This is a genomic window from Amycolatopsis marina, assembly GCF_900111885.1.
Classification (GTDB): domain Bacteria; phylum Actinomycetota; class Actinomycetes; order Mycobacteriales; family Pseudonocardiaceae; genus Amycolatopsis; species Amycolatopsis marina.
Map to the genome: position 1 here is coordinate 401,643 of NZ_FOKG01000001.1, position 21,195 is coordinate 422,837.

22 protein-coding genes are annotated in these 21,195 nt (G+C 67.5%); 8 read left to right on the forward strand and 14 right to left on the reverse strand.

Annotation, left to right across the window (positions count from 1 at the left end):
• The first annotated feature begins 36 nt into the window (after positions 1–36).
• Positions 37–786 (forward strand): leucine-rich repeat domain-containing protein, encoded by a 750-nt coding sequence (locus BM199_RS02045; RefSeq protein WP_425425489.1) that lies wholly within the window; start codon positions 37–39, stop codon positions 784–786.
• 13 nt (positions 787–799) lie between these two features.
• On the opposite strand, the gene BM199_RS02050 is transcribed toward BM199_RS02045, so the two are convergent.
• The 4 genes from BM199_RS02050 to BM199_RS02065 form a co-directional block, all read right to left on the reverse strand.
• Entirely contained in the window at positions 800–1,195 is a 396-nt protein-coding gene (locus tag BM199_RS02050) for a hypothetical protein (protein ID WP_245788078.1), read from the reverse strand.
• 100 nt (positions 1,196–1,295) lie between these two features.
• On the reverse strand, positions 1,296–3,221 hold the full coding sequence (locus BM199_RS02055; protein ID WP_091668535.1) for a VanW family protein: 1,926 nt from the start codon (positions 3,219–3,221) through the stop codon (positions 1,296–1,298).
• A gap of 21 nt (positions 3,222–3,242) precedes the next feature.
• Entirely contained in the window at positions 3,243–3,554 is a 312-nt protein-coding gene (locus BM199_RS34385) for a GroES family chaperonin (protein WP_281245647.1), read from the reverse strand.
• Positions 3,555–3,604: 50 nt separating this feature from the next.
• Positions 3,605–5,443: an NHL domain-containing thioredoxin family protein gene (locus BM199_RS02065; protein ID WP_091669652.1), complete on the reverse strand. Its 1,839-nt coding sequence runs from the start codon at positions 5,441–5,443 to the stop codon at positions 3,605–3,607.
• Between the two features lie 153 nt (positions 5,444–5,596).
• On the opposite strand from BM199_RS02065, the gene BM199_RS02070 reads away from it, so the two are divergent.
• On the forward strand, positions 5,597–6,406 hold the full coding sequence (locus tag BM199_RS02070) for a class I SAM-dependent methyltransferase (protein WP_091668540.1): 810 nt from the start codon (positions 5,597–5,599) through the stop codon (positions 6,404–6,406).
• Between the two features lie 90 nt (positions 6,407–6,496).
• On the opposite strand, the gene BM199_RS02075 is transcribed toward BM199_RS02070, so the two are convergent.
• The 3 genes from BM199_RS02075 to BM199_RS02085 all read right to left on the reverse strand — a co-directional run bounded on the left by BM199_RS02075 (position 6,497) and on the right by BM199_RS02085 (position 9,698).
• A complete protein-coding gene (locus BM199_RS02075) occupies positions 6,497–6,676 on the reverse strand; it encodes a hypothetical protein (protein ID WP_091668542.1) in 180 nt (59 codons plus the stop codon).
• A 155-nt stretch (positions 6,677–6,831) separates the two neighbouring features.
• On the reverse strand, positions 6,832–7,296 hold the full coding sequence (locus tag BM199_RS02080) for an SRPBCC family protein (protein ID WP_091668545.1): 465 nt from the start codon (positions 7,294–7,296) through the stop codon (positions 6,832–6,834).
• A gap of 38 nt (positions 7,297–7,334) precedes the next feature.
• The gene (locus BM199_RS02085) at positions 7,335–9,698 is read right to left on the reverse strand and encodes a translocation/assembly module TamB domain-containing protein (protein ID WP_091668548.1); all 2,364 of its coding nucleotides are present in this window, start codon (positions 9,696–9,698) and stop codon (positions 7,335–7,337) included.
• Positions 9,699–9,985: 287 nt separating this feature from the next.
• On the opposite strand from BM199_RS02085, the gene BM199_RS02090 reads away from it, so the two are divergent.
• Genes BM199_RS02090 through BM199_RS02105 form a run of 4 tightly spaced genes read left to right on the forward strand, consistent with a single transcriptional unit; the run spans position 9,986 to position 13,167 of the window.
• Entirely contained in the window at positions 9,986–10,516 is a 531-nt protein-coding gene (locus tag BM199_RS02090) for a hypothetical protein (RefSeq protein ID WP_091668550.1), read from the forward strand.
• A complete protein-coding gene (locus tag BM199_RS02095) occupies positions 10,517–11,146 on the forward strand; it encodes a DUF3558 domain-containing protein (RefSeq protein ID WP_091668553.1) in 630 nt (209 codons plus the stop codon). It abuts the gene before it with no gap.
• Positions 11,146–12,411 carry a hypothetical protein gene (locus tag BM199_RS02100; RefSeq protein WP_091668555.1) on the forward strand — a complete coding sequence of 422 codons (1,266 nt, stop codon included), beginning with the start codon at positions 11,146–11,148 and terminating at the stop codon, positions 12,409–12,411. The genes BM199_RS02095 and BM199_RS02100 overlap by 1 nt, the downstream gene beginning before the upstream one ends.
• A gap of 15 nt (positions 12,412–12,426) precedes the next feature.
• Positions 12,427–13,167, forward strand: a complete 741-nt coding sequence (locus BM199_RS02105) for an ESX secretion-associated protein EspG (RefSeq protein ID WP_091668558.1) — start codon at positions 12,427–12,429, stop codon at positions 13,165–13,167.
• A 1-nt stretch (position 13,168) separates the two neighbouring features.
• Here the strand turns inward: BM199_RS02105 and BM199_RS02110 are convergent, their stop codons facing one another.
• On the reverse strand, positions 13,169–13,732 hold the full coding sequence (locus tag BM199_RS02110; protein WP_143101743.1) for a hypothetical protein: 564 nt from the start codon (positions 13,730–13,732) through the stop codon (positions 13,169–13,171).
• A 19-nt stretch (positions 13,733–13,751) separates the two neighbouring features.
• Positions 13,752–14,108 (reverse strand): hypothetical protein, encoded by a 357-nt coding sequence (locus BM199_RS02115; RefSeq protein ID WP_245788079.1) that lies wholly within the window; start codon positions 14,106–14,108, stop codon positions 13,752–13,754.
• 88 nt (positions 14,109–14,196) lie between these two features.
• Between BM199_RS02115 and BM199_RS02120 the strand changes: the two genes are divergently transcribed.
• Together BM199_RS02120 and BM199_RS02125 are read left to right on the forward strand one after the other, a co-directional pair.
• Positions 14,197–15,036 (forward strand): helix-turn-helix domain-containing protein, encoded by an 840-nt coding sequence (locus BM199_RS02120; RefSeq protein ID WP_177242435.1) that lies wholly within the window; start codon positions 14,197–14,199, stop codon positions 15,034–15,036.
• A 13-nt stretch (positions 15,037–15,049) separates the two neighbouring features.
• Positions 15,050–15,235 carry a DUF397 domain-containing protein gene (locus BM199_RS02125; protein WP_091668566.1) on the forward strand — a complete coding sequence of 62 codons (186 nt, stop codon included), beginning with the start codon at positions 15,050–15,052 and terminating at the stop codon, positions 15,233–15,235.
• Here the strand turns inward: BM199_RS02125 and BM199_RS02130 are convergent.
• The 5 genes from BM199_RS02130 to BM199_RS02150 are packed head-to-tail and all read right to left on the reverse strand — an operon-like array spanning position 15,220 to position 21,114.
• Positions 15,220–16,284 (reverse strand): LacI family DNA-binding transcriptional regulator, encoded by a 1,065-nt coding sequence (locus BM199_RS02130; RefSeq protein ID WP_091668569.1) that lies wholly within the window; start codon positions 16,282–16,284, stop codon positions 15,220–15,222. The genes BM199_RS02125 and BM199_RS02130 overlap by 16 nt on opposite strands.
• Positions 16,281–17,918, reverse strand: a complete 1,638-nt coding sequence (locus BM199_RS02135; protein WP_091668570.1) for a glycoside hydrolase family 13 protein — start codon at positions 17,916–17,918, stop codon at positions 16,281–16,283. The genes BM199_RS02130 and BM199_RS02135 overlap by 4 nt, the downstream gene beginning before the upstream one ends.
• Positions 17,919–17,960: 42 nt before the next feature.
• Entirely contained in the window at positions 17,961–18,806 is an 846-nt protein-coding gene (locus BM199_RS02140) for a sugar ABC transporter permease (RefSeq protein ID WP_425425482.1), read from the reverse strand.
• 8 nt (positions 18,807–18,814) lie between these two features.
• The gene (locus BM199_RS02145) at positions 18,815–19,819 is read right to left on the reverse strand and encodes a carbohydrate ABC transporter permease (protein WP_091668575.1); all 1,005 of its coding nucleotides are present in this window, start codon (positions 19,817–19,819) and stop codon (positions 18,815–18,817) included.
• Positions 19,816–21,114 carry an extracellular solute-binding protein gene (locus tag BM199_RS02150; protein WP_091668578.1) on the reverse strand — a complete coding sequence of 433 codons (1,299 nt, stop codon included), beginning with the start codon at positions 21,112–21,114 and terminating at the stop codon, positions 19,816–19,818. The genes BM199_RS02145 and BM199_RS02150 overlap by 4 nt, the downstream gene beginning before the upstream one ends.
• Positions 21,115–21,195 lie beyond the last annotated feature (81 nt).

The window sequence follows — 21,195 nt, forward strand, 5'->3', positions numbered from 1 at the left end:
GTGCACAACGGATGGCTGGATCTCACCGGGACCGAACTGACCGAACCACCCGAGGTCGAGCCGGATGAACTCATCCGGCTCGACCTCGACCGCAATCGCCTGACGCGACTTCCCGAACGGCTTTCCGCCGCCTCGGGGCTCGAGCACCTGAGCATCTACGACAACGAGTTCGACACCCTGCCCGGCTGGCTGTGGGAACTTCACGGGCTGCGTGTGCTCAACCTCGCGGACAACCGGTTCACCACCGTCCCGCCGGACATCGGCGGGCTGATCCGCCTGCACACCCTCGATCTCGGCCACAACGCGCTGACCAGCCTGCCCGACGAACTCGGCGAGCTACCCGAACTGACCGAGTACCTCTACCTCGCCGACAACCGCCTGACCGAGCTGCCGGACAGCCTGTGTGCCCTGACCCGGCTGCGCTACCTCGGCGCCACCGACAACGCGTTCACGGAACTTCCGGCAGGCCTCGGCCGGATGCAGGCCCTGCGGGAGCTGCGCCTGCAACACAACAGCCTCGCCACGCTGCCGGAGTCGATCGGCGAACTCGGCGCGCTGCGTGAGCTGCACCTGCGCGGTAATCGGATCAGCCGATTGCCGGCCGCCGTCGCGGGCCTGACGGACCTGCGACTGCTGGACCTGCGGGACAACGGGCTGACCGAGCTGCCGAAGGCGTTGCTGGAACTTCCCTCACTGGACAAGCTCGACCTGCGCTGGAACAAGCACCTGCGTCTGCCGCCCTGGCTGGACGACCTCGAGGAGCGGGGTTGCGTCGTCCTGCGCTGAGCGCGGGCGGGCCCTATCCGCGGAAGGCGGCACAGGCCACCGCCACATAGGACGGCTTGGGAGTACGCCAGGCGACCTCGGCCCAGCGGTTGTCGACGACCTGCTTGCCATCGGCTCCCACGCAGGAGTACTCGCCTCCGGTCAGGAGCGGACCACACGGTGACGCACCCTCGGCGTCGGCCGCGCTGTGCACGCAGGTGGTGTAGTTGTGGCAGGTCAGCGTGGTCAGAATGGAGTGGGTCAGCCCAGGCCCGGAACGGACGTTGAGCTTGCAGGCATTCTGCTCGGTCGCGTGCACGAGCGCGGGCTCGGACTCGGCGGCAGTCGCGGGTGTGCCGACCAACGCACCGGCCAGCACCGCACCACACAGGACACCCCGAACCGACCAGGAACTCAACGAGCGGGACACCGAACCTCCGGATTACGTCAGGTGAGCAACAGCATCACCCAACGTATCGGCGTAGGCGTCCACGGGGCAGCACCCGACCGGATGATCCCGGCGTCGATCCCTATCTGCAGAAGATGGCGGGTTTGGCGGCATAGCGCACGCTGCGAGTCTCCCGACGTACCTCGTTGCCGGTGTCGAGGTCGTAGAAGACACGGGTGTCCGAGATGCTGAATCCCGCTTTGCCCGGTTCCGGTGCGCAGTCGGAGCCGGGCACGATCCGCACTCCCGGTGGCGTGACGTCCGAACGCGGCCCGGTGCTGCTCTCCACGCGGAACCGCTTGGTGCCCCAGATGCGCACGGTGACCGACCCGCCGGAGACCTCGGCCTGGAGCGCGATTCCGGTTTTCCCGTCGTTCGTGAAGGCCAGGTCGACAACCGACCCGTCCTCGGCCAACGACCGTGCGTCCCGCCCGACGGGGTAGCGGTCGAAGTAGTGCACGTGCCCGGTGTGCCCCGCGTCCTTCAGCCCGGCGAAGTACACCGCGTTGTACAGCGTCGTGGTGAACTGGGAGACCCCTCCGCCGATCACTCTCGGCCCGCTGCCGTCCTCGAAAACCGGCGCGGTGACATACCCCTGGGAGGCCGTGCGCGGACCGGTGCGGGCCTCGAGGCTGAAGGTGGCACCCGGTCCGATGATCGCGCCGTCGACCTCCCGGGCGATCGCGGCGACGTTGCGTGCGACGTCGCCGCTGAAGCCGGTAGTGCTGAACTCGCCGATGACCTCCTTGATCCCGAACTTCTCGGCGTCCTCGGTGGTGACCTCCGGCTGCTCCGCGTTGTAGACGACACGCAAACCAGGACGCTCCGGGTTCCTGGCGACGTCGACGAACGGCGCCAGTGTCCTCTCCCAGTTGATCGATCGGCCCGGCTCGGCGGGGCGCACGGTCGGCCTGTTCTCGGCGAACACGATCTCCGCGTTCTTTCCTGGGACCTCGGTGGACGCGAGCTGTGGCTCCAGCGCATCGCGCAGCTCGGACTGGTCGAGCTGGACCTGCAGGCTGCCGTCGTCCTGTGCGGCGAACCGCAGTGCCGCGCTGACCACGTCGGGCTTGAGCACGCCCTTCACACCCTCGCCGAGAACGGGGACAGGGCCGGCGATCATCGGGTTGACCACACTGTCCAGCGCGGTGCGCACCCCGGCTACCGTGGCCTTGGGCGGGGTGACCGTGACGGGTATTTCCACGCCCGCGCCCAGCCAGCCGTCCCGCACCAGCTGGGCGGCGCCGGCGATATCGCGGACCTGCTGCCCCTGCCTCGGCTCGACGGCCACCGCCCGCACGCGGCCGTCAGTGCCGGGCACCTTTTCGAAGCGGATCGTCCCCTCGGTGAGTTCGTGGTCGAGCTGGGAGTCGGCGAGCTCGGCGACGGCCTCGTGAAGGGTGTCCGGATCGGCCGTCGTCACCACGCCCACCTCACGTTCGGCGAAGAAGGACAGCACGCGGGTGACCGGGTTGAGCGGCTGGTTCCCGGCCTGTTCGAGGGTGCCCGGCCAGTCCAGTCCGAGACCGGCCTCGACGGGGTCGAGCTCGGTCTCGACGTCGCCTGCCAGCACCTGCACCGGCTCGACGAGCCGGGGTTCGAGCTGGGTGCGCAGTCTCGACTCGGCCTCGATCCGCTCCATCCCGCCCACGTCCACGCCCACGACGGTCACTCCGCGCGGCACGTCACCGACAGACAGCAGCAGGTCGGCCGTGTAGAGCAACACGAGCAGGGCGATCGTGCCCCCGGTGACCATGAGCACCTTGCCGAGACCGCGGCGGAACCGGCTCGCTGGTGAGGGCGGCGGGATCACAACCGGACCGGAGTCCAGCAACTCCTCGGCGAGATCGTCGTCAGGAAGTTCGACAGCGGTGGTGTCCAGCCGGTCGATGCCGGGAGAGTCCGCCCAGGGATCCACCGGCGGCGCGGTGCTGGCCGGCACCTCGCCCGTCTGGATCACAGGGTCGGGGTCGGGGTCCCAGTCCGGCCAGTAATGCTCGTCCCGCACGCGCCCCTCCGACCTGTGTGGCTACAAATACAGCCCCGTGCCGTGCTCCGTGCGCTCACTCGCCATCGCGTGGATGTCGCGCTCGCGCATCACCAGGTAAGGCTCACCCTGGATCTCGACCTCGTGCTGCTCCTCGGGGTTGAACAGCACGCGGTCACCGACCTTCACGTTCCGTACATTATTGCCTACACCCAGCACATCGCCCCAGTTGAGACGGCGCGCCACCTGCGCTGTTGCGGGAATGACTATGCCGCCGCTACTGCGACGCTCGCCTTCATCACCCGACATCCGGACCAGGACCCGGTCGTGCAGCAGCTGAATCTCGAGCTTCACGTCGGCTCTGGCCGTCCTCTCGTGGTTTGACACAGCGCTAATAGTAACGGTCACGCTTCCGCCGGACCGGCCATGACGAGCTGCAACCTGTGCTCGCCCTGCGCCTCCAGCCGTACCGGAACGCCCCAGTCCTGCCTGGTCACGCGGCATACCGGGTGCTCGGCATCGCTGTCACAGCTGGCAGCCTGCGCGACGACCTGCAGCACGCCCTCGCCGTGGCCTTCGGCGAGGCGGAGGGTGCGGGTGAGATCGGTGCCGACGCCTGCCCCCTCGGCCAGCAGTTCCGGTGGGGACGCGGTCACCTCGAGGCGGGTGGAGGGGCCGTACCTGTCGTCCAGCTTCTCTCCGGGCGGAGGTACGAAGACGACCGTGAACTCCAGCTCGCCAGGCGCGAGAACGGTTGGCGGACGGCGCACGACGTGCGCCTCCCCGCTGACGGTGTTCACGCTTCCGGCGGGCAGGGGCCGCAGGCGGTGCGCGGCCGACTCGACCACGAGCAGGTCCGTGCCGCGGACCAGCAGCCCGGACGGCTCGGCGAAGTCGGCTGCGAGTGTGCTGACCTCGTCGTTCACCGGATCATAGCGGCGGATGGCACCGTTGTAGGTGTCGGCGACGGCGACCGAACCGTCTGGCAGCGCGGCGACGCCGAGCGGATGCTGCAGCAGCGCCTCGGCGGCGGGTCCGTCGGCGTGCCCGAACGAGAAGAGGTCGGTCCCGACCGCCGTGCCGACGACGAAGGAGTCGCCCTCGCGCTCGATCCACCGCAGGGCCGAGGTCTCGGCGTCCGCCAGCCACAACCGCTCCTGCGTGGCGGCGAGCCCCGAGGTCTGCGCGAAGAAGGCTTCGTCCACCGCGCCGTCCCGCAGGCCCTCGACCGTGGTTCCCGCGAACCGCGACATCCGTCCGGTCAGTGGATCGAAAAGACCTAGAGTGTGGTTGCCTGCCATCGCGACGACCACGCCGCCCGCGGGCTCCCACCAGATGAGGTCCCACGGACTGGTCAGATCGACCTCGGGGCCTGCGCCGTCGACCGGCCCGTTCCGCCACTGCTCGCCGGTGCCGGCGACGGTCCGGACGGTGCCGGAATCGAGCTGGAGACCGCGCACCCGGTGCCCTGCGGTGTCGGCGACGAGGACGTCGTAGCCCGCGCGCTCGGCGACCTCCTGCGGTAGGACGGCCAGCCCGGACGGCTCGGCGAAGCTCGCGTCCTGCGCGGTTCCGTCAGCCCCGCCCCGGCTGCCGCTGCCGAAGCGCCGCAGGACCGTCGTGGCGTCCTCGGCCAGTTCGACGATGGCGTGGTTTCCGGTGTCGGCGACGAGCACGGTGCCCGCCGGAGTGAGTACCGCCTTACTGGGAAAGCGCAGGTCACCGGCCTGCTCCTCGGCCGGAACGTAAGGACTGCCACCGCGGCGAAGAGTGCCCTTCACCTCGTGGGTCTCGACCAGGTCCGCGAGCACCCGGCGCAGGGCCTCCGCGTGTCCCTCGCCCGCCGCGACGTGCACGACGTAGCCCTCCGGATCGACGACCACCAGCGTCGGCCATGCCTTGATCGCGTACTGCTGCCAGGTGACCAGGTCCGGGTCGTTGAGCACCGGATGGTGCACTTCGTAGCGGCGCACCGCGGCCTCGATCGCGGCGGCGGTGCCCTCGTGCAGGAACTTCGGGGAGTGCACGCCGATGGTCACCAGCACGTCGGCGAACTCCTCCTCCAGCGGCCGGAGTTCGTCGAGGACGTGCAGGCAGTTGATACACCCCGAGGTCCAGAAATCAAGCAACACGATCCGGCCGCGGAGCTCGGCCAGCCGGATCCGCTCACCACCAGTGTTCAGCCAGATGTCGCCGGTGAGTTCGGGGGCGCGGACGCGCGCCTGTGGTCGTACGGAAGTCACATCCGGAGTCAACAGCACCGGCCGGAAGACTGTTCCTGAGAGGGCGCCCGTGTGGTCCCGCCCTCAGGCCGTCGCTCGTACGCAGGCAAAAGCCGAGGTGGGAGGGCAGCAAAACGGCGCGCAGCCACTCAGGACCGTCGCTATCGTGCTCGCATGCGCGACACATCGGCACGCTACTTCTACGACCAGCTCGCCGCTGATTACCACCGAATTTATCCCGACTGGGAAGCCAGTATGACTCGGCAGGCCCAGGCACTCGACGGTCTGATCCAACAGGAACTCGGCCCCGGACCGCGAACCGTCCTCGACTGCGCCTGCGGCATCGGCACCCAAGCCATTGGCCTCGTGGCACTTGGGCATCGAGTCGTCGGAACCGATCTCAGCCCAGTCGCCGTCACTCGGGCGGTCAGCGAAGCACGCGCTCGTCAGCGGCTATTGCCAGCCGCAGCAGCGGACATGCGCACCTTACCGTTCCGCCCCGCCGCATTCGACGTCATCGTCTGTGCCGACAACTCGCTTCCACACCTGCTCACACCCGAAGCCCTGCGCGCTGCGCTCGGCAATATGCGACGCGTTCTCAAACCCGGTGGCCTGCTGCTGATCACCACGCGCGCCTACGACGAGGTGCGCAAAACACGACAGCGTTCCACACCGCCGCAGGTCCTCGACGCTCCCGCCGGTCGGACGATTACCTTCCAGCTCTGGGACTGGCACGACGACGGGGAGCACTACGATATCGAGCATTTCCAGCTCCTCCCACACGGAAAATCGTGGTCCGTCAGCCTCCGGCGTACGACGTATTGGGCGCTCACGTCGGACGAGCTCACCAGCTTCGCCGTTGCCGCAGGCTTCCGGGAAACCGTGTGGCACGCGCCAGAAAACACCGGCTTCTTCCAGTTGGTCTTAACCGCTCGAGCCCCGAGTACCGGGGAATGCGACGAACGAGCTGGCTCTCTGGACTAGGAAACGCCCGAAGGCCGGTTTTCGAGGAACACCGACCCTGCTCGGCAGGCCCAAGTCCGGGCTCGACTTGCCGGTGATCCGACTGGTGCCTCACGGCGTGTGGCGCACCGCGCCGGTGGCTTCCGGGGTCTTGGTGACCGTATCCGTCGACTGCGTGCTGGTGGCAGGCACTGTCCTGGCCTGCAAGACCTGCTGCTGGCCACAGCCTGTGCCAAGGCCTACCAGGGCGGCGACGAACGCGAGCGCGACGACATGGCGCGTGAAATGCATGAAGAGGCCAAATCCCTACGTGGTTCGAGTCACCGAGCGGTGACAGTACGTAGATCGCGAGCTTCCGGTAAACCGTTACCGACTCGCACTTTCCCGGGAGAGTGCGATACCTCGCGCGTGCAACTACCGCACTTTTGTGGGAAAGTGCGAGCCGCTCAGGCGCCCTCGGCCTTGTCCTTCAGCCTGCGCAGTGTCGTGTCGATGTTGCGCCGGTTCTGCTCGTCCCGGTCGAAGACACCGGTCGCGGTCGAGGTCGGCAACTTCAGCCAGCCCGGCCGCCTGTCCCAGGTGCTCTCGGTGACGACACAGGTGTCGCCCGCCGCTTCGATCTCGTACTGCCAGCGGGAGATCGGCAGCCTGGCCGCGGTGACCTCGAAGGCGAACCGTTCACCCGCGCTCGCGTCGGTGATGGTGGAGAGCGTGCTCCAGCGCCGGAGGCCACGGCGGTTGCCGCCACGGAAGCGGGCGCCGACCGCAGCGGTGGTGGCGCCGTGTAGCCAGCGAAAGGAGGAATACTCCTCAGCCAGTTCCGCGAGCACCCCCGGATCACTGACCAGGGCGTAGACGTCGTCGGCGGAAGCGTTGATCTCGATCCGGCCGGTCGCGTTGGGTTGGTTCACATACCAACAGTATGGAACCCGTCAAGCCCTCAGCCTGTTCAGTTGCGCCGCAACATGCGGGTCATACCGGCGGCGACCGTGGTGGCGAGGATCCAACCCGAGGCCGTGAATCCCGTGGCCACCCACTTGTCCAGGCCGCTCATGTACCACCGGCCCTTGTTGCCGAAGTCGACGATCGGCACCAGCAGGTCGACGGTGTAGAGCACCGGATTCCAGTCGAGGCCGGTGTCATCGGCGTTCACCGCGCAGCGCGTCTCCGTGATCCGCTGCAGATCGGGCACTCCCGCACAGTTGTCGGGGCGCAGCCAGAACCACAGACTGCCCGCGACCAGGAGCAGGAGCAGCCAGCCGAGCGCCCGGACCGAGCGGTAGCCGTAACCGACCATCCACCGCTGCAACAGGCTCCACAGACGCACGGCGGGACCGAGGGTGCGATATCCGCGGGCGAGTGAGTTGTAGCGGAACTGCTGCTTCTTGAACAGCACGGTGGCGGCGTGTTCTTCGTTGCCACTGGTCCGCAGCATCGCGGCCAGTTGGTCGTAGGGGCCGGGCCGGTAGCCGTCCATCGCGTTGCTGAGCAACTCGATCCGCCGCTCGACGACGTCGTCGTCGCCCAGATCGATGGGCTCGGTCAGTGCGTCGTAGCGGAACTCCTCCAGTTCGATGCCGTCACGTGCGTGCCAGAAATGCTCGTTGTCCGCCAGCGAGGCACAGTGCGCGCGGCGCAACATCACCCGGCCTTCGGGGCGGCTCGCGGGATTCATCAGGAACTCGTCGGCACTGACGTCGCTGGCGTCGAGCGCGATCTGATGCTCGGGGGTGGAGTGCAGGGTGGCGCCGGTGATCGCCACTCGCCGCTTGACGGTGGCGCCGTCCATGTTGACTCCGCCCTCGGCCCAGAAACCGCGGTCGGCGTTCGCGGTGAGCATGATGTCCCTGCCCACCTGGACGGTACGAAGATCCACCGAGAAGCTGCTCGACCGCGCTACCGCGGGATTGCTGAACTGCGTGCCGAACAGTTCGATGCTGCCGCCGACGTCGACGCCCTGCAGGCGCAGCGTTCCGGCGACCGTGGAGTCGGTGAGCAGCAGGTTGCCCGCGATTCTGGATCGGCGCGCGGAGACCACGTCCCGTTCGACATGCAGCAGCTTCACGTTCCAGGCGAGGAGGTTGCCGCCGATCTCGACGTCGGCCATGCGCACCTGCCCCTCCGCGCGCAGGCCGGTCGCCTGGATATCGCCGTTGATCTCGCTGCCGTCCAGATGCAACACCCTGTCGTAGTAGGGCTCGGCCTCGCCGCGCTGGATTCGCAGATGGGCGCCAGCCAGCCGCAGGGAGCCACCGATGTGCGCGTTGATCATGCGCAGGGTGCCGGTGCTCTGGAGGCTGTCGCTGAGTTCGACGTTGCCGCTGACCTTGACGCGATCGGCGATGAGCGCGGGACGGGGATCCACGTAGGGATCGGCGGTACGCCAGGCGTCCACCACGATGGGACCGTCCTGGTTGACATCGAGCCTCGCCCCGCGCAGCACGATGTCGCTGTCGATGGTGGCGCTGGGGAGATACACGACTCCCTTGGCGGAGAAGCGTTTGCCCTCTCCCGCGCGGCCGTAGGTGTCGACCTCGCAGAGCAGGCTGCCGCCGATGTGCAGACCGTTTCCGTTGAGCGCGAAGCCGTCGGGGTTACGGAGCGTGGCACCGGAGAAGTTGACGTTACCGCCGGCCCGCATGCCGGGAACGCGAACCTCGCCGTGGGTGTCGAGCCGGTAGGCGAGGAACGCACCGGTGACGACGAGGCGGTCGGCCTGGATCGCCTTGCCGCGCGGATGGTCGATCCGGGTGCGGGTGAGGACGACCGAGCCCTCGATGACGGCGTCGGTGAGGTTGATGGCGGCGTCGGGCACACCGCGATCCCTGTCGTTGGCGCGCCGGACGGTGGTCTCGTTGTCGGCACGGCCGCCGACCTCCACCTCGACCACGCTGCGGATGAGCCGGACATCGTTGCGGCTGCGCAGGTTGCGCGCTTTGAGCCCTGGCAACCAGCACTTGCGGAAAACCAGCCCGAGAATCGTTGCCTCGCGCACGTCGGGCGGATACTCGAAGCGGCAGCGCTCGAAGCGGAAGAGGTACTGGAGTTCGGCGGCCCGAAGTTCGAGGCGGCCGGTGATGTAGGCGTCCTCGACCTGCACGATGGGAGCGTTGCTGGCCTGCCTACGCCAGCGGAGCAGCCCACCGGAGCCTGGTTCGAGGAACGGGCGAAGCAGGTCGTCGGCCCGCACCTCGTACCGCTTGTCCGGGTGTGGATCGAACGGATCGAGCGGCGGCCTCGGCGACTCGGCAGGAGGCGCGACGTAGTCGTCGGGCTCGCCCGACTCCCTCGCTCCTGGGCGGAGAAACGCCATGACAGTCCCCTCAGTTCGGCACAAGTCCCCAGAGAAGCCGATCATGAGCGAGGTTCGCAATCGGCCTAACGGAGTACAGCGGTCGTGTCAGGTGCCGAACTGGGACGCTTAGCGGGTGAGTTCAGTTCCCTGAGTCGGGCCAACCCGACCGCGGGGAGTTGGAGTGACGTGGCCTGATCCGGGCGAACGCTGTGGCACAATCAGGACCCGCGACAGTCGGTGAGGAGCCAGCCACAGACCGTACGGGGGTACGGCCAGCCTCGCCGACTGACCATGCAGGGGAGGGCATGATCGTGGGACAGGAACCCGGCACGGCCGGACCGCAGGGCGTAATCGACACCATCAACAGCCCCGGACCGGCGGCACCGCTACCAGGCGCAGCGCCGATGCCGCTGCCGCCGACCGGCCAGGTGCAGTACAGCCAGGGCGAGACACCGGCTCCGCCACCGGACTACGCCGCCCTCGGCGGCCAGCAGGCCAAGGCCGACTTCGCCGCCGCGTCAGCAGGCGGCGGCTGGGAGTACGACCCGGAGGCGATGCTCGGAGTGATCCAGAGCCTGGATGACGTTGTCAAGGACGACCTTGGCCGGATGGAGAGCGAAGCTGACAAGATCGTCGGGATCGATCCGCCAGGCCACGAGGAGGTCAGCGAAAGCTACGTCAATGCCGCCAACCGGGCAGGGGCGTCGTGGAATGCGCAGTTCAGCAACAACAAAAACTTTCTCATCGCCTATATCGACACGCTGAAAGAGATACACGACGCCTACCAGCGTCAAGACGAGGCCGCGCTGGACGCACTGCGCGGAAAGGACACCTGAATGGGAACCCGCAGTACTTTCACCGCTGCCCTGGCCTGCACCGCCCTCGCCCTCACCAGCGCATGCGACGACGGCAACACCACCGGATCACCCACAACAGCACCACCCACAACGACGGCACAAAGCCCGGCCAACTTCGGAACACCAACCGTCGAAAATCCACTCGACACCAGCAGCATCGATGCCAAACCTTGCGACGTCGCCACGCCGGAACAAATGAATCAGCTCCCCGGAACCGTCAGTGAGTCAAAAACCGAAGACACCGCACTCAAAAGCCAGTCATGTGCCTGGTTCTTTGACGACGAAGACCAGTTTTCTCTCGGAACAGTGCGTGCGGGTACCAACTTGGAAGGCGGAGCCAACGGTCTGCGGACGTACTACAAGGCTCAGGCACAGGGCACGTTGACCGTTTTCAAAGAACTGCCACCGGTCCAGGGGTATCCCGCCGTGGCGTATGAACAGGGCGGAGAGCGCGAAGGAAAGTGCGCCATGGCGGTCGGCGTCCGCGATGACCGCGCCTACACCCTCACCGTCAGCCTGCGAAAAGACCATCCAAACTACTCCGACCCGTGCACCATCGGCACCAAGATTTCGGAGTTCGCGATCGAGTACTTGCAGGGGAAGCAATAATGGCTTACACCGCTGCTGAGATCTTCATGAAGATGAACTCCAACTGCAACACGACTCAGCGGCTGGATGAGGCGCAGCAAGCCTCGCATCGCCTTGAGGTCGTTCACCGCGAAATGGCCAAGGCGCTGTCGAACGGCCAGAAAGACCTGAACGAGTTCTGGAAGGGCAACGCTGCCGAGAGCGCCACCGCCGGCCTGAATCCGCTGATCCAAACGTCGGGAGCTACCGCCGAAAGGTTGCAGGGCGTTCGGGAGTCGATGTACGAGCAGAACTCGGTGTTTCACGAGACTCGGGGTTCGCTTCGGCCGGTCAGCACCGAACGTCCCGACGACTCCGGGTTGTTCGACTACATGTCCATCGGCGCCAGTGATGCCGAGAAGGCCGCTGCTCAGTGGGACAACGACAGTCGACACAACATCGCCCAGTACGACGGCTACGCAAGGATCACCGAAGCGAACCGGTCGAGGGTGGCCGTCGAGCACGCTCCAGTCGACGCGAGTCCGGGCGCGGGTGGCATCACCACACCTCAGTCGACCGGCTCAGTAACCCAGGCGACAGGTAGTGGACCGAGTGTGGGTACCGGTAGTGGTTACAACGGGCCGACAAGTTCCAGTGGTTACAGCGGTGGGACCGGGTCTCCGGTGGCGCCTTCGCCGCAGGTCCAGAATCCGGCTCCGGCGCCTCCGCCGCAGCATCAGGTGCCGCCTGCGGCCAAGTGGCAGCCGCCGGGTGATGGGACGACGCCGTCGCGTGTCGCACCGGCTCCGCCCGGTGGTGGTCAGCGTCCTGGATATATGCCGCCGCGCGGTGGGTATGACGCGAACCGGAATCCGGGGTTCGGTCCTCCCGGCGGTGGTAGCGGTTTCGGGCCGGTAGGTACTGGTGGCGGATCGGGTTCTGCCGGTGGTTTCGGGCCGCGCGGTAGCGGTGGTTCCGGTTATGGCGGTGGGGCTCGTGGGTTCGGGCCGACCGGCGGCGCTCCTGGATCTGGCGCGCAGCCCGGCATGGGCCGAGGCACCGGGGCGGTCATGCCCGGCGAGAACCCCGCCGCCCGTGGGGGCGCGGCCGGATCTGCGGGTGCGACCGGTGGCCGTGGCTCGGGCATGATGGGCGGCCCCATGGGCGCAGGTGGGCGCGGTGGCAAGGGCAGCGAGGACGAGGAACACCAGCGCAAGATCACCCTGCCCGGCGACGACCCCGACTCCCTGTTCGGCGGCCACTACGAACGCACCACACCACCCGTCATCGGCGAACAGAAGAACTAGAGCCCGAGGGGGGCCATGCTGCACGACCACGTCGAGATCAGCCTGCTGTCGTACAAAACGATGCTGGAAGAACACAATCTCGGCGAACCGCACATCACCCTCGTCGGCGGCGAGAAGTGGTACCCCGAGGAGGAGCGCAGGCAGCTGCGGGACATCAGCAACACCGAGCTGGAACGGCTCGGGGTGTCCCGCGGCGGCCGACTCACCCCGGACTTCCTCGACACGGTTCAGGTTTTGCAGCGCCCTGGCACCGAGTTCTACACCTGGGCCAGCATCAACGCCGCACACGTCACCGTCCGCACCGCCGTCAGCGGACGAGAAGCCGTGATCGCGATCTCCAACGCCGACACCCTCTTCCTCTGGCCCGGCCGACCGGAGACGGCGGCACAGGACCTGGTCGCGCAACTGCCCGACACCCCGCCCGCGAACGTCCACTCGATGTCCTGCGCTGAGGCCGATTACGAGGCTGTCGTGCGCGGCAATCCGACGCACGACGGGGGCAGCGCGCGGGACGCCAAGCAGATCGCGCGCTGGCTCAAGGCGCCGCGCATCCACGTCGGCCAGTTCTACGCCGCCATCCGCGACAGCAGCGGAACCCGCAGACGGACCAGCAAACCGCCATTCTGGATCGACACCGACGCGGGCCGGATCACCGCAGGCGTCGACTCCATCGGCTGGCTGAGCCTGTCCGGTGCCGGGCCGCAGGAACTCACGGCCAAGCTGCACCGCCTCGAAGCCGAACTGCGCGGACGGTAGCTCAGCCATACCTGGCCACCAGGCCCGCCGCCAGCTCCTTGGCCTGCGCGGTCAGCTTCTCCTGGCTGACCCGCCCATTCCGGTACCAGACGTCGGCCAGTCCGTTCCGCGTGCGCGTGGTGATCCGGATGTGGTTGATCGCGACCCCATCATCGAGGTCCTCGAACTCGCGAGCCATTGCCGCGTCGTCCGCTCCGGGTATGTCGATCTCGGTGAACTTCTCCCGATCGATCATTCCGTTCTCGAAGAATTTCTTGGCGAGCCCGATCGAAGATCCGTTGAAGGACGTCACGATCTCGGCAGTCACCAGCAGGGTCGGTCCCAGGGGTACTCCACTTTCGAAACTCCAGGTCAGGGTCCGAGCGCTCGTCTTTGGTTCGGTGGCATACCGCGCCTGATCGCCGAGTAGTTCCCGCACCAGCTCCACGGTCACCACCGGCTGGAAGTCCGGCAGCACGTCGAGTTGTCCGGGGTCGCGTGGCGGTCCCGTCGGCGTGGGCCGGGGCTCCGGTGGCGGTGCTCCGCCGGAGCAGCCCGCCAGCGCCAACGCGAGCAACACGCTCACCACGACCACACCTCGCACATCAGTTCCTTCCTCGAATGGCATTCGGAAGCCAGAGTTCGCTCCGAGCGCGTAGCTCCAACGTCGGCGCACCGGGCGCGCCGTGTGGCGGCAGCGCGAGCAGATCGGCGATGACGTCGGCCACCGCACCGCAGCGCTGCCACAGCGGGCCGCGCTCGGTCAGCCCGTAGTCCTCGGCGCGGTAGCGCGCCGCGATCGCCTCGTCCGGCGCACGCACCAAATACGTGTCGACCGCCCCTGCCTGCCACCGCTGACCGTGGATCGCGATCACCTCGCCGCCCTGCCGCAGATGCACGAAGTTGAACCCACGAGCGCGGGTCCGGGTGATCGCGGCCAGGTGTTCGGCCTCTCCGGTCATGCCACGAGAAGTTACACTAGAAATGCAAGTTGCAAGACCAATCGATCGGATGAAGCTACTCCGTCTATAAATGCGACAAGATAGGCGCATGACTGCCAGCGATCCCGGCCCAGTGGTGCAGCGCATCCTGCTCGGCGCAGAACTTCGAGAGGCGCGCGAGGACGCTGGCCTATCCACGGCCGAGGCGACCAAGGCGCTCGGCTGGTACGTCGGCAAGCTCTCGAAGATCGAGCAGGGTGATGCCAAGATCACCGACAAGGACCTGGCGAAAGCCATCAAGGTCTACGGACTCGACACAGACCGCACCGACTCCCTGAGGCGGCTGGCGACCGAAGCCCGCCGCAAGCTGCAACCGGCGAGGGTTGCGGCATGGGCGGTGAAGTACGTGAACCTGCTTGCAGCGGCACGCGAGGTGAAGATCTTCAACTGCGACTCGTTCCCAGGCACGGTCCAGACCCGGGAGTACGCCTACCACCAGATGTCCGAAGCGGTCACAGTCTCGATGGCGGAAGTCCAGCGAATGGCCGAGGAACGCGAGCACCGAGCGCAGCGCTACTTGACTGACCTCGACCCACCGCGTCTCTGGCTCGTGGTCGACGAGGCTGCACTGTACCGGCAGATCGGCGGACCGAAGGTGCTGCGCGGACAGTTGGAGAAGGTACGGAAGTTGGCGGAACGACCGAACGTGACGGTGCAGGTAATCCCGTTCGACGCCGGAGCACATGCCTGCCATGGCACATCGTTCACGATCGTCAACCTGATGGAAGGCCGACCAGGCATCGTGTACGTCGGCGGCCTCACCGCGTCCGACTATCTCGGCCAGGAACACGAGCGCGCGTACAACCTGACCTATGACAAACTACGAGTGACCGCGCTGAGCGAGCGCGGCACGATCGAGTTGATCGATCGGAGGATCGCCGAGTTGTAGGAGGTCGCCACCGATGCCCGTTTCCCAGAGCATCAGGTGGCAAAAGTCCTCCTACAGCGACACCGGCGAAAACTGCGTTGAGATCGGCTTCGCACCCCGGGCCCGCGCGATCCGGGACACGAAGCTCGGCGAAGCGAGCCCGATCCTGCATGTGTCCGACCGCGCGTTCACTGAGTTCGTGCGTCACCTGGTCGGCTGAGGCGCCGCCGCTGTCGAGCCTCGGACCAGCAACTCCGGCGCGAACAGGTACTCGCCGGTCGGCACGGCCGTGCCCGCCGCCTCGTCGAGCAGGGTGCGCACTGCCTCCGTCGCCATGGCCGGGACCGGCTGGCGGATCGTGGTCAACGGCGGGTCGGTGAAGGCGATCAGCGGGGAGTCGTCGAAACCGACCACCGAGAAGTCCTTCGGCACCGCCAGTCCCCGCCTGCGCGCCACCCGGATCGCGCCCAGCGCCATCAGGTCGCTCCCGCACACCACGGCAGTGCAGCCTTCCTCCAGCAACGACCACGCCGCCGAGTGCCCGCCCTCCACCGAGAACAGCGAGTGCACTATCAACTTGTCGACATCGTCCGCGCTGACCACGGGCTCCATCAGCCGGCGGAACTCCGCCGCCTTGCGTTGCGCGGGCACGAAGCGGCTCGGTCCCACAGCGAGCCCGATCCGCTCGTGTCCCAGTTCCCGCAGGTGGCTGATCGCGAGTCCGACCGCGGCGCCGTCGTCAGTGGAGAAAAACGGTGCACGCAGCCCGGGTGCGTAGCCGTTGAGGAATACCACCGGAAGGCCGCGATCGATAAGCCGCGTGTACCGCTCGTGGTTGGCCGTCGTGTCGGCGTGCAGCCCCGACACGAACACGATTCCGGAGACCCCGCGCTCGGACAGCGCCTCGATGAACTCGTCCTCCGTCGCCCCGCCCGGCGTCTGCGTGCACAGCACCGAGGTGTAGCCGTGCATCGCCAGCGTCCGCTCGATGACCTGCGCGAACGCCGGGAAGATCGGGTTGTCCAGTTCCGGAATGATCAGCCCGATGAGCCCGGCACTGCGCTGCCGCGACCGCTGTGGCCGCTCGTAACCCAGCAGATCCACCGCCGTCAGCACCGCCTGCCGGGTGGCGGCCGCGACCCCGGCCTTGCCGTTGAGCACCCGGCTGGCCGTGGCCTCGCTGACCCCGGCCTTCTCGGCGATGTCCGCGAGGCGCACGGTGACCTCGGGAGCCTGGAAGGTCCCCGTGCCTGCGGGCTGGTCGTTCATCGTGAGGTCTCCAGAGTCACGTTCGTCCACCAGGCCGCACTGGCCGGCGGCAACGTCACCGTGTCGGCTGGACCGCTGTGCGCACCGGTGGTTCCGGCGCTGGTCAACACTAGCTGCCCCAGCCCCGGCACCGTGACCGCCGAGGAGCCGAAGTTGACCACGCAGGCGAATCCCGGCGCACGCTCGAACGCCAGCACGTCGGGGCCGAGGTCCAGCTCCAGCCAGCGCAGGGAATCCGTGTGCAGTGCAGGCAGTTCCTTGCGCAACCGCAACGCCTCCCGGTACAGCGACAGCGTCGAGTCCATTGCGGACTCCTGCGCGGTCACGCTGAGGCCGGCCCAGGTCACCGGCTGCGGCAACCAGGGCTGCCCACCCTCGGTGAAGCCGAACGGGGGCGCTTCGCCGGACCACGGGATCGGCACCCGGCACCCGTCCCTGCCCCGGTCGGTGTGCCCGGACCGCTCCCACTTCGGGTCGACCAGCACCTCCTCCGGCAGGTCGGTGACCTCGGGCAAGCCGAGCTCCTCGCCCTGGTAGACGTACGCCGAACCGGGCAACGCCAGGGTGAGCAACGCGGCCGCCCTGGCCCGGCTCAGACCGACCTCGCCGCCGCCGAACCGGGTCACGTGCCGCTCGATGTCGTGGTTGGACAGCACCCAGGTGCTGGGCGCGCCGACCTGTTCCACCGCCTCCAGTGAATCGTCGATCACCTCGCGGAACCCGGCCGCCGACCACTCCGCCTGCGCGTAGTGGAAGTTGAACGCCTGGTGCAGCTCGTCCGAACGCAGGTACAGCGCCAGCCGCTGCGCGTTCGGCGCCCACGCCTCGGCCACCCCGATGCGCTCGCCGGGGTAGGAGTCGAAGATCTTGCGCCACTGCCGGTAGATCTCGTGCACACCGTCCTGGTCGAAGTACGGCAGTTCCGCCGTGCCCAGCAACCCGATCTGCTCGGTCATGCCCGTGTCGGGCAGGCCCGCTGCCTTGATCATCCCGTGTGCCACGTCGATACGGACACCATCGACCCCGAGGTCCAGCCAGAACCGCAGGATGTCCTCGAACTCCCCGCGCACCTCGGAGTTCTCCCAGTTCAGGTCCGGCTGCGCCGCATCGAACAGGTGCAGATACCACTGACCCGGCTTGCCGTCCGGCTCGGTGACGCGCGTCCACGCCGGGCCGCCGAACACCGACTCCCAGTCGTTCGGCGGCTGCTCGCCGTTCTCTCCCTTGCCGTCCCGGAACAGGTACCGGTCTCTGGCCGCGCTGCCGGGTGCGGCGGCGAGCGCCTCGGTGAACCAGGCGTGCCGGTCGCTGGTGTGGTTCGGCACCAGGTCCACGATCACCCGCAGCCCGCGCTCGTGCGCGTCCGCGATCAGCGCCCGCGCGTCCGCGAGGTCACCGAACATCGGGTCCACGGACCGGTAGTCCGCCACGTCGTAGCCGCCGTCGGCCATGGGCGAGGTGTAGAACGGCGTCAGCCACACCGCGTCCACCCCGAGTTCCCGCAGGTAGTCCAGCCGCCGCCGGACGCCCGGCAGATCACCGATCCCGTCGCCGTTTGAATCCGCGAAGCTGCGGACGTAGACCTGGTAGATCACTGCCGTGCGCCACCACTCGGTCGCACCGTTGTTCGTCATGAAGTCCCCTTGTGTCGATATGTGGCCGAATCTGCCTGTGGCTCAGCCCTTGACGCCGCCCGCGGTGAGTCCGGCGACGAGATGCCGCTGGACCAGGAAGAACACGACCGCCGCAGGCACCATGACCAGTACCGAGCTCGCCGTGAGCAGGCCCCACTCCGAGGTGAAGTCGCTGACGAACGTGCTCATCCCGACCGGCAGCGGATAGCGATCCTCGCTCTGCATGAACACGCTGGCGAACGCCACCTCGCCCCATGCGGTGATGAACGAGTAGAACACCGTCACCGCGATTCCCGGCTTGGCCAACGGAACGATCAATCGCCAGAACGTGCCGAACGGACTCAGCCCGTCGATCCGGCCCGCCTCGTCGATGGAGATCGGGATCGTGTCGAAGTAGCCCTTGAGCATCCAGGCGCAGTACGGCACCGCGACGGTGCACTGGGCGAGGATGAGTCCGGCGTAGGAGTTGAGCAGCCCGAGGTCCGACATCACGTTGTACAGCGGCACGATCAGCACGGCGGCCGGGAACATCTGCACCACCAGGAACATCCACATCAGCGGCCGGTGCCCGGGAAAGCGCATACGCGACGCCGCGTACCCGGCCGTCGCCGCGATGAGCACCGCGAGCACGGTCGTCCCGGCCGCCACGATCAGCGAGTTGGCGAACCACGTGGTGAACTGAGTGTCCGCGAGCACCTGCTGGTAGTTGCCGAGCCCGAGAATGCCGAGTTCGTCCGGCCGCGCCCAGGTGTCCCGCTCGGTCTTCAGCGAGGTCAGAAGGACCCACGCCACAGGGAAAACGGCGATGACACTCGCCCCGACCAGCAGTGTGTGCAGGCCGGCCGAACTCCACCGGCTCCGGCTGCCGCGAGTCCGCCTCGCAGACATGACCGTGTTCATCCCTGCACCTCGTTCGTCGTCTTGGCGAGCCAGCGGCGGTAGAAGGAGGCGAACACCACCAGCATCGACGCGATGATGGCGCCGTAGGTGGCCGCCCCCGCGTAGTCCCGGATGCCCTGGAACGCCCGGTCGTATGCCTCGGTGACCAGGATGTCCGTGGCACCGCCCGGCCCGCCCGCGGTGAGCAGCGCGATGACCGGGAACTGGTTGAACGTCCAGATCGTGCCGAGCAGGATCACCGTGCCCGACACCGGCCGCAGGCCCGGCAGCGTCACCGCACGGAACCGCTGCCACGGGGTCGCGCCGTCCATCTCGGCGGCTTCGTAGAGCTCCCTCGGCACGGTCTGCAGGCCGCCGAGCAGTGCCACCATCATGAACGGCACGCCGAGCCAGACGTTGACCATGATGACCGAGACTTTCGCCGCAAGCGGTTCGCCGAGCCAGTCGATACCGTTGATCCCGACCAGTCCGAGCAGCGCGTTGAGCACGCCGCCCTGGTCGTTGAGGATGAGCCGCCAGCCGAAGGCGGCGACGAACGGCGGCACCGCCCACGGCAGGATCAGCAGCATCCGGTACATCGACCGGAACCGCATCGCGCGGTTGAGCAGGACCGCGAGACCGAGACCGAGGCCGTAGTGCAGCGTCACGCAGATGACTGTCCACTGCAGTGTCCACACCAGACGCGAGTAGAACGCGCCGTCGGCACCGGAGAGGATGTCCAGGTAGTTCTGCAGCCCGACGAACTCGTAGGTCGCCGGGATCTCGTTGGCGCCGATGGTGCGGCCGCTGTTCATCTCGTTGGCGTTGGTCAGCGACAGGTAGATGCCCTGGACCAGCGGAAGCAAGACCAGCACGGCGAGCACGATCACGACAGGGGCGACCATTGCCCATGCGTAGGAGTGCCTGCCGAGGAAACTGCCCACCGCGCGGCGCGGCCCGCGCCGGGGCGGCACCGGTGAAGGTGCCGCCCCGGCGTGGGGAGGTGCGGTGGCTGTCGTCATGACTCGAAGCCGGGAACGGCTCCCGAGGCCTTCTGCTGCGCGTCGCCCAGGGCGTCCTCAATGGATGCCTGGCCGCCGAGGATCTTCTGGTAGAACGGCGTCAGCAGGTCGTAGAGGTCACCGGCACCAGGAGCTGCCGGGCGCGGGTTGGCGCTCTCCATCGGCGTCTGGAACGAGGAGATCACCTGGTTCTCCGCGATCGACGGCACCTCGTACACCGACTGTCGCGTTGGCAGCGTGTTGTTCTGCTCCGCGATGTACTGCTGGCTCTCCACGGAGTTCATGAACTCGACGAACAGGTACGAAGCCGCGAGGTCGGGCGAACCGGCGTAGATCACCAGGTTGTGCCCGCCTGCCGGTCCGCCCTGCCCGGCCGGTCCCGCGGGCATCGGGGCGACACCGAGGTTCTCCGCGTCGGCGAAGGCCTTGCCGCTCAGGTAGTCCGACACCGACCACGGTCCGTTGAGGACCATGCTGACGTCGCCGTTCTTGAAGCCGTTCTGCATGTTGGTGTAGCCGTTGGCGCTGGTGTCGGTCGCGCCGACACCCTCGGCGGTGAGTTCCTGTGCCGTGCGGACCGCGCCCGCGACCTTGTCGCTGTTCAGCGTGATTCGCTTGCCTTCCAGGTCGACGTAGTCACCACCCTGGCCGTAGACGAACGGCAGCAGGTAGTAGGAGTCGGCGTGCAGGAAGATCCCGGTGGTGCCGTTCGCCTGCTCCAGCTTCTGCGCGGTGGTCCTCAGCTCGTCCCAGTTCCCCGGCGGCTCGGTGATCCCGGCCTTGGCGAAGTGCGCCTTGTTGTAGAGCAGCGCGAGTGTGTCGGTCACCTCGGGGACGCCGTAGGTCTTGCCGTCGAGTTTGTTGCTCTCGTAGGCGACCGGCAGGTAGTCGTCGTCGTTCGCGAGCGCGGGCGTGCCGTCCAGCGGCTGCAGGTAACCGAGTTTGGCGAAGGTCGGCGTCCAGCCGACATCGGCCCGCATCACGTCCGGCGCGCCGTCCCCGGCCTGCGCCGCGGTCTTGAACTTGTCGTCGGCCCCGTCGAAGGGCACGTTGGCGTAGTCCACCTTGATCTTGGGATACTTCGCCTCGAACCGCTTGACCAGCTCCCGGAAGGCCGGCGCCTCGTTCGTCGCGTCGGACGTGTCCCACCAGGTGACGGTGCCGGAGACCGAGTTCGGGTCCTGCGCCGCCGCCACTGACTGGTCGTTCGCGTCGTCACTGCCACAACCAGCGGTGATGGCACCGACCAGTCCCACCGCGGCGAAGACGGCCGCAGCCCTAGTAGCTCGCTTCATGCGCTCTCCTCATCGAGGGCCATGCCCGGGCCTGTCCCGGAGTCCCACATCCGTGCGGACGCCGGAACAGTAAACCGACTC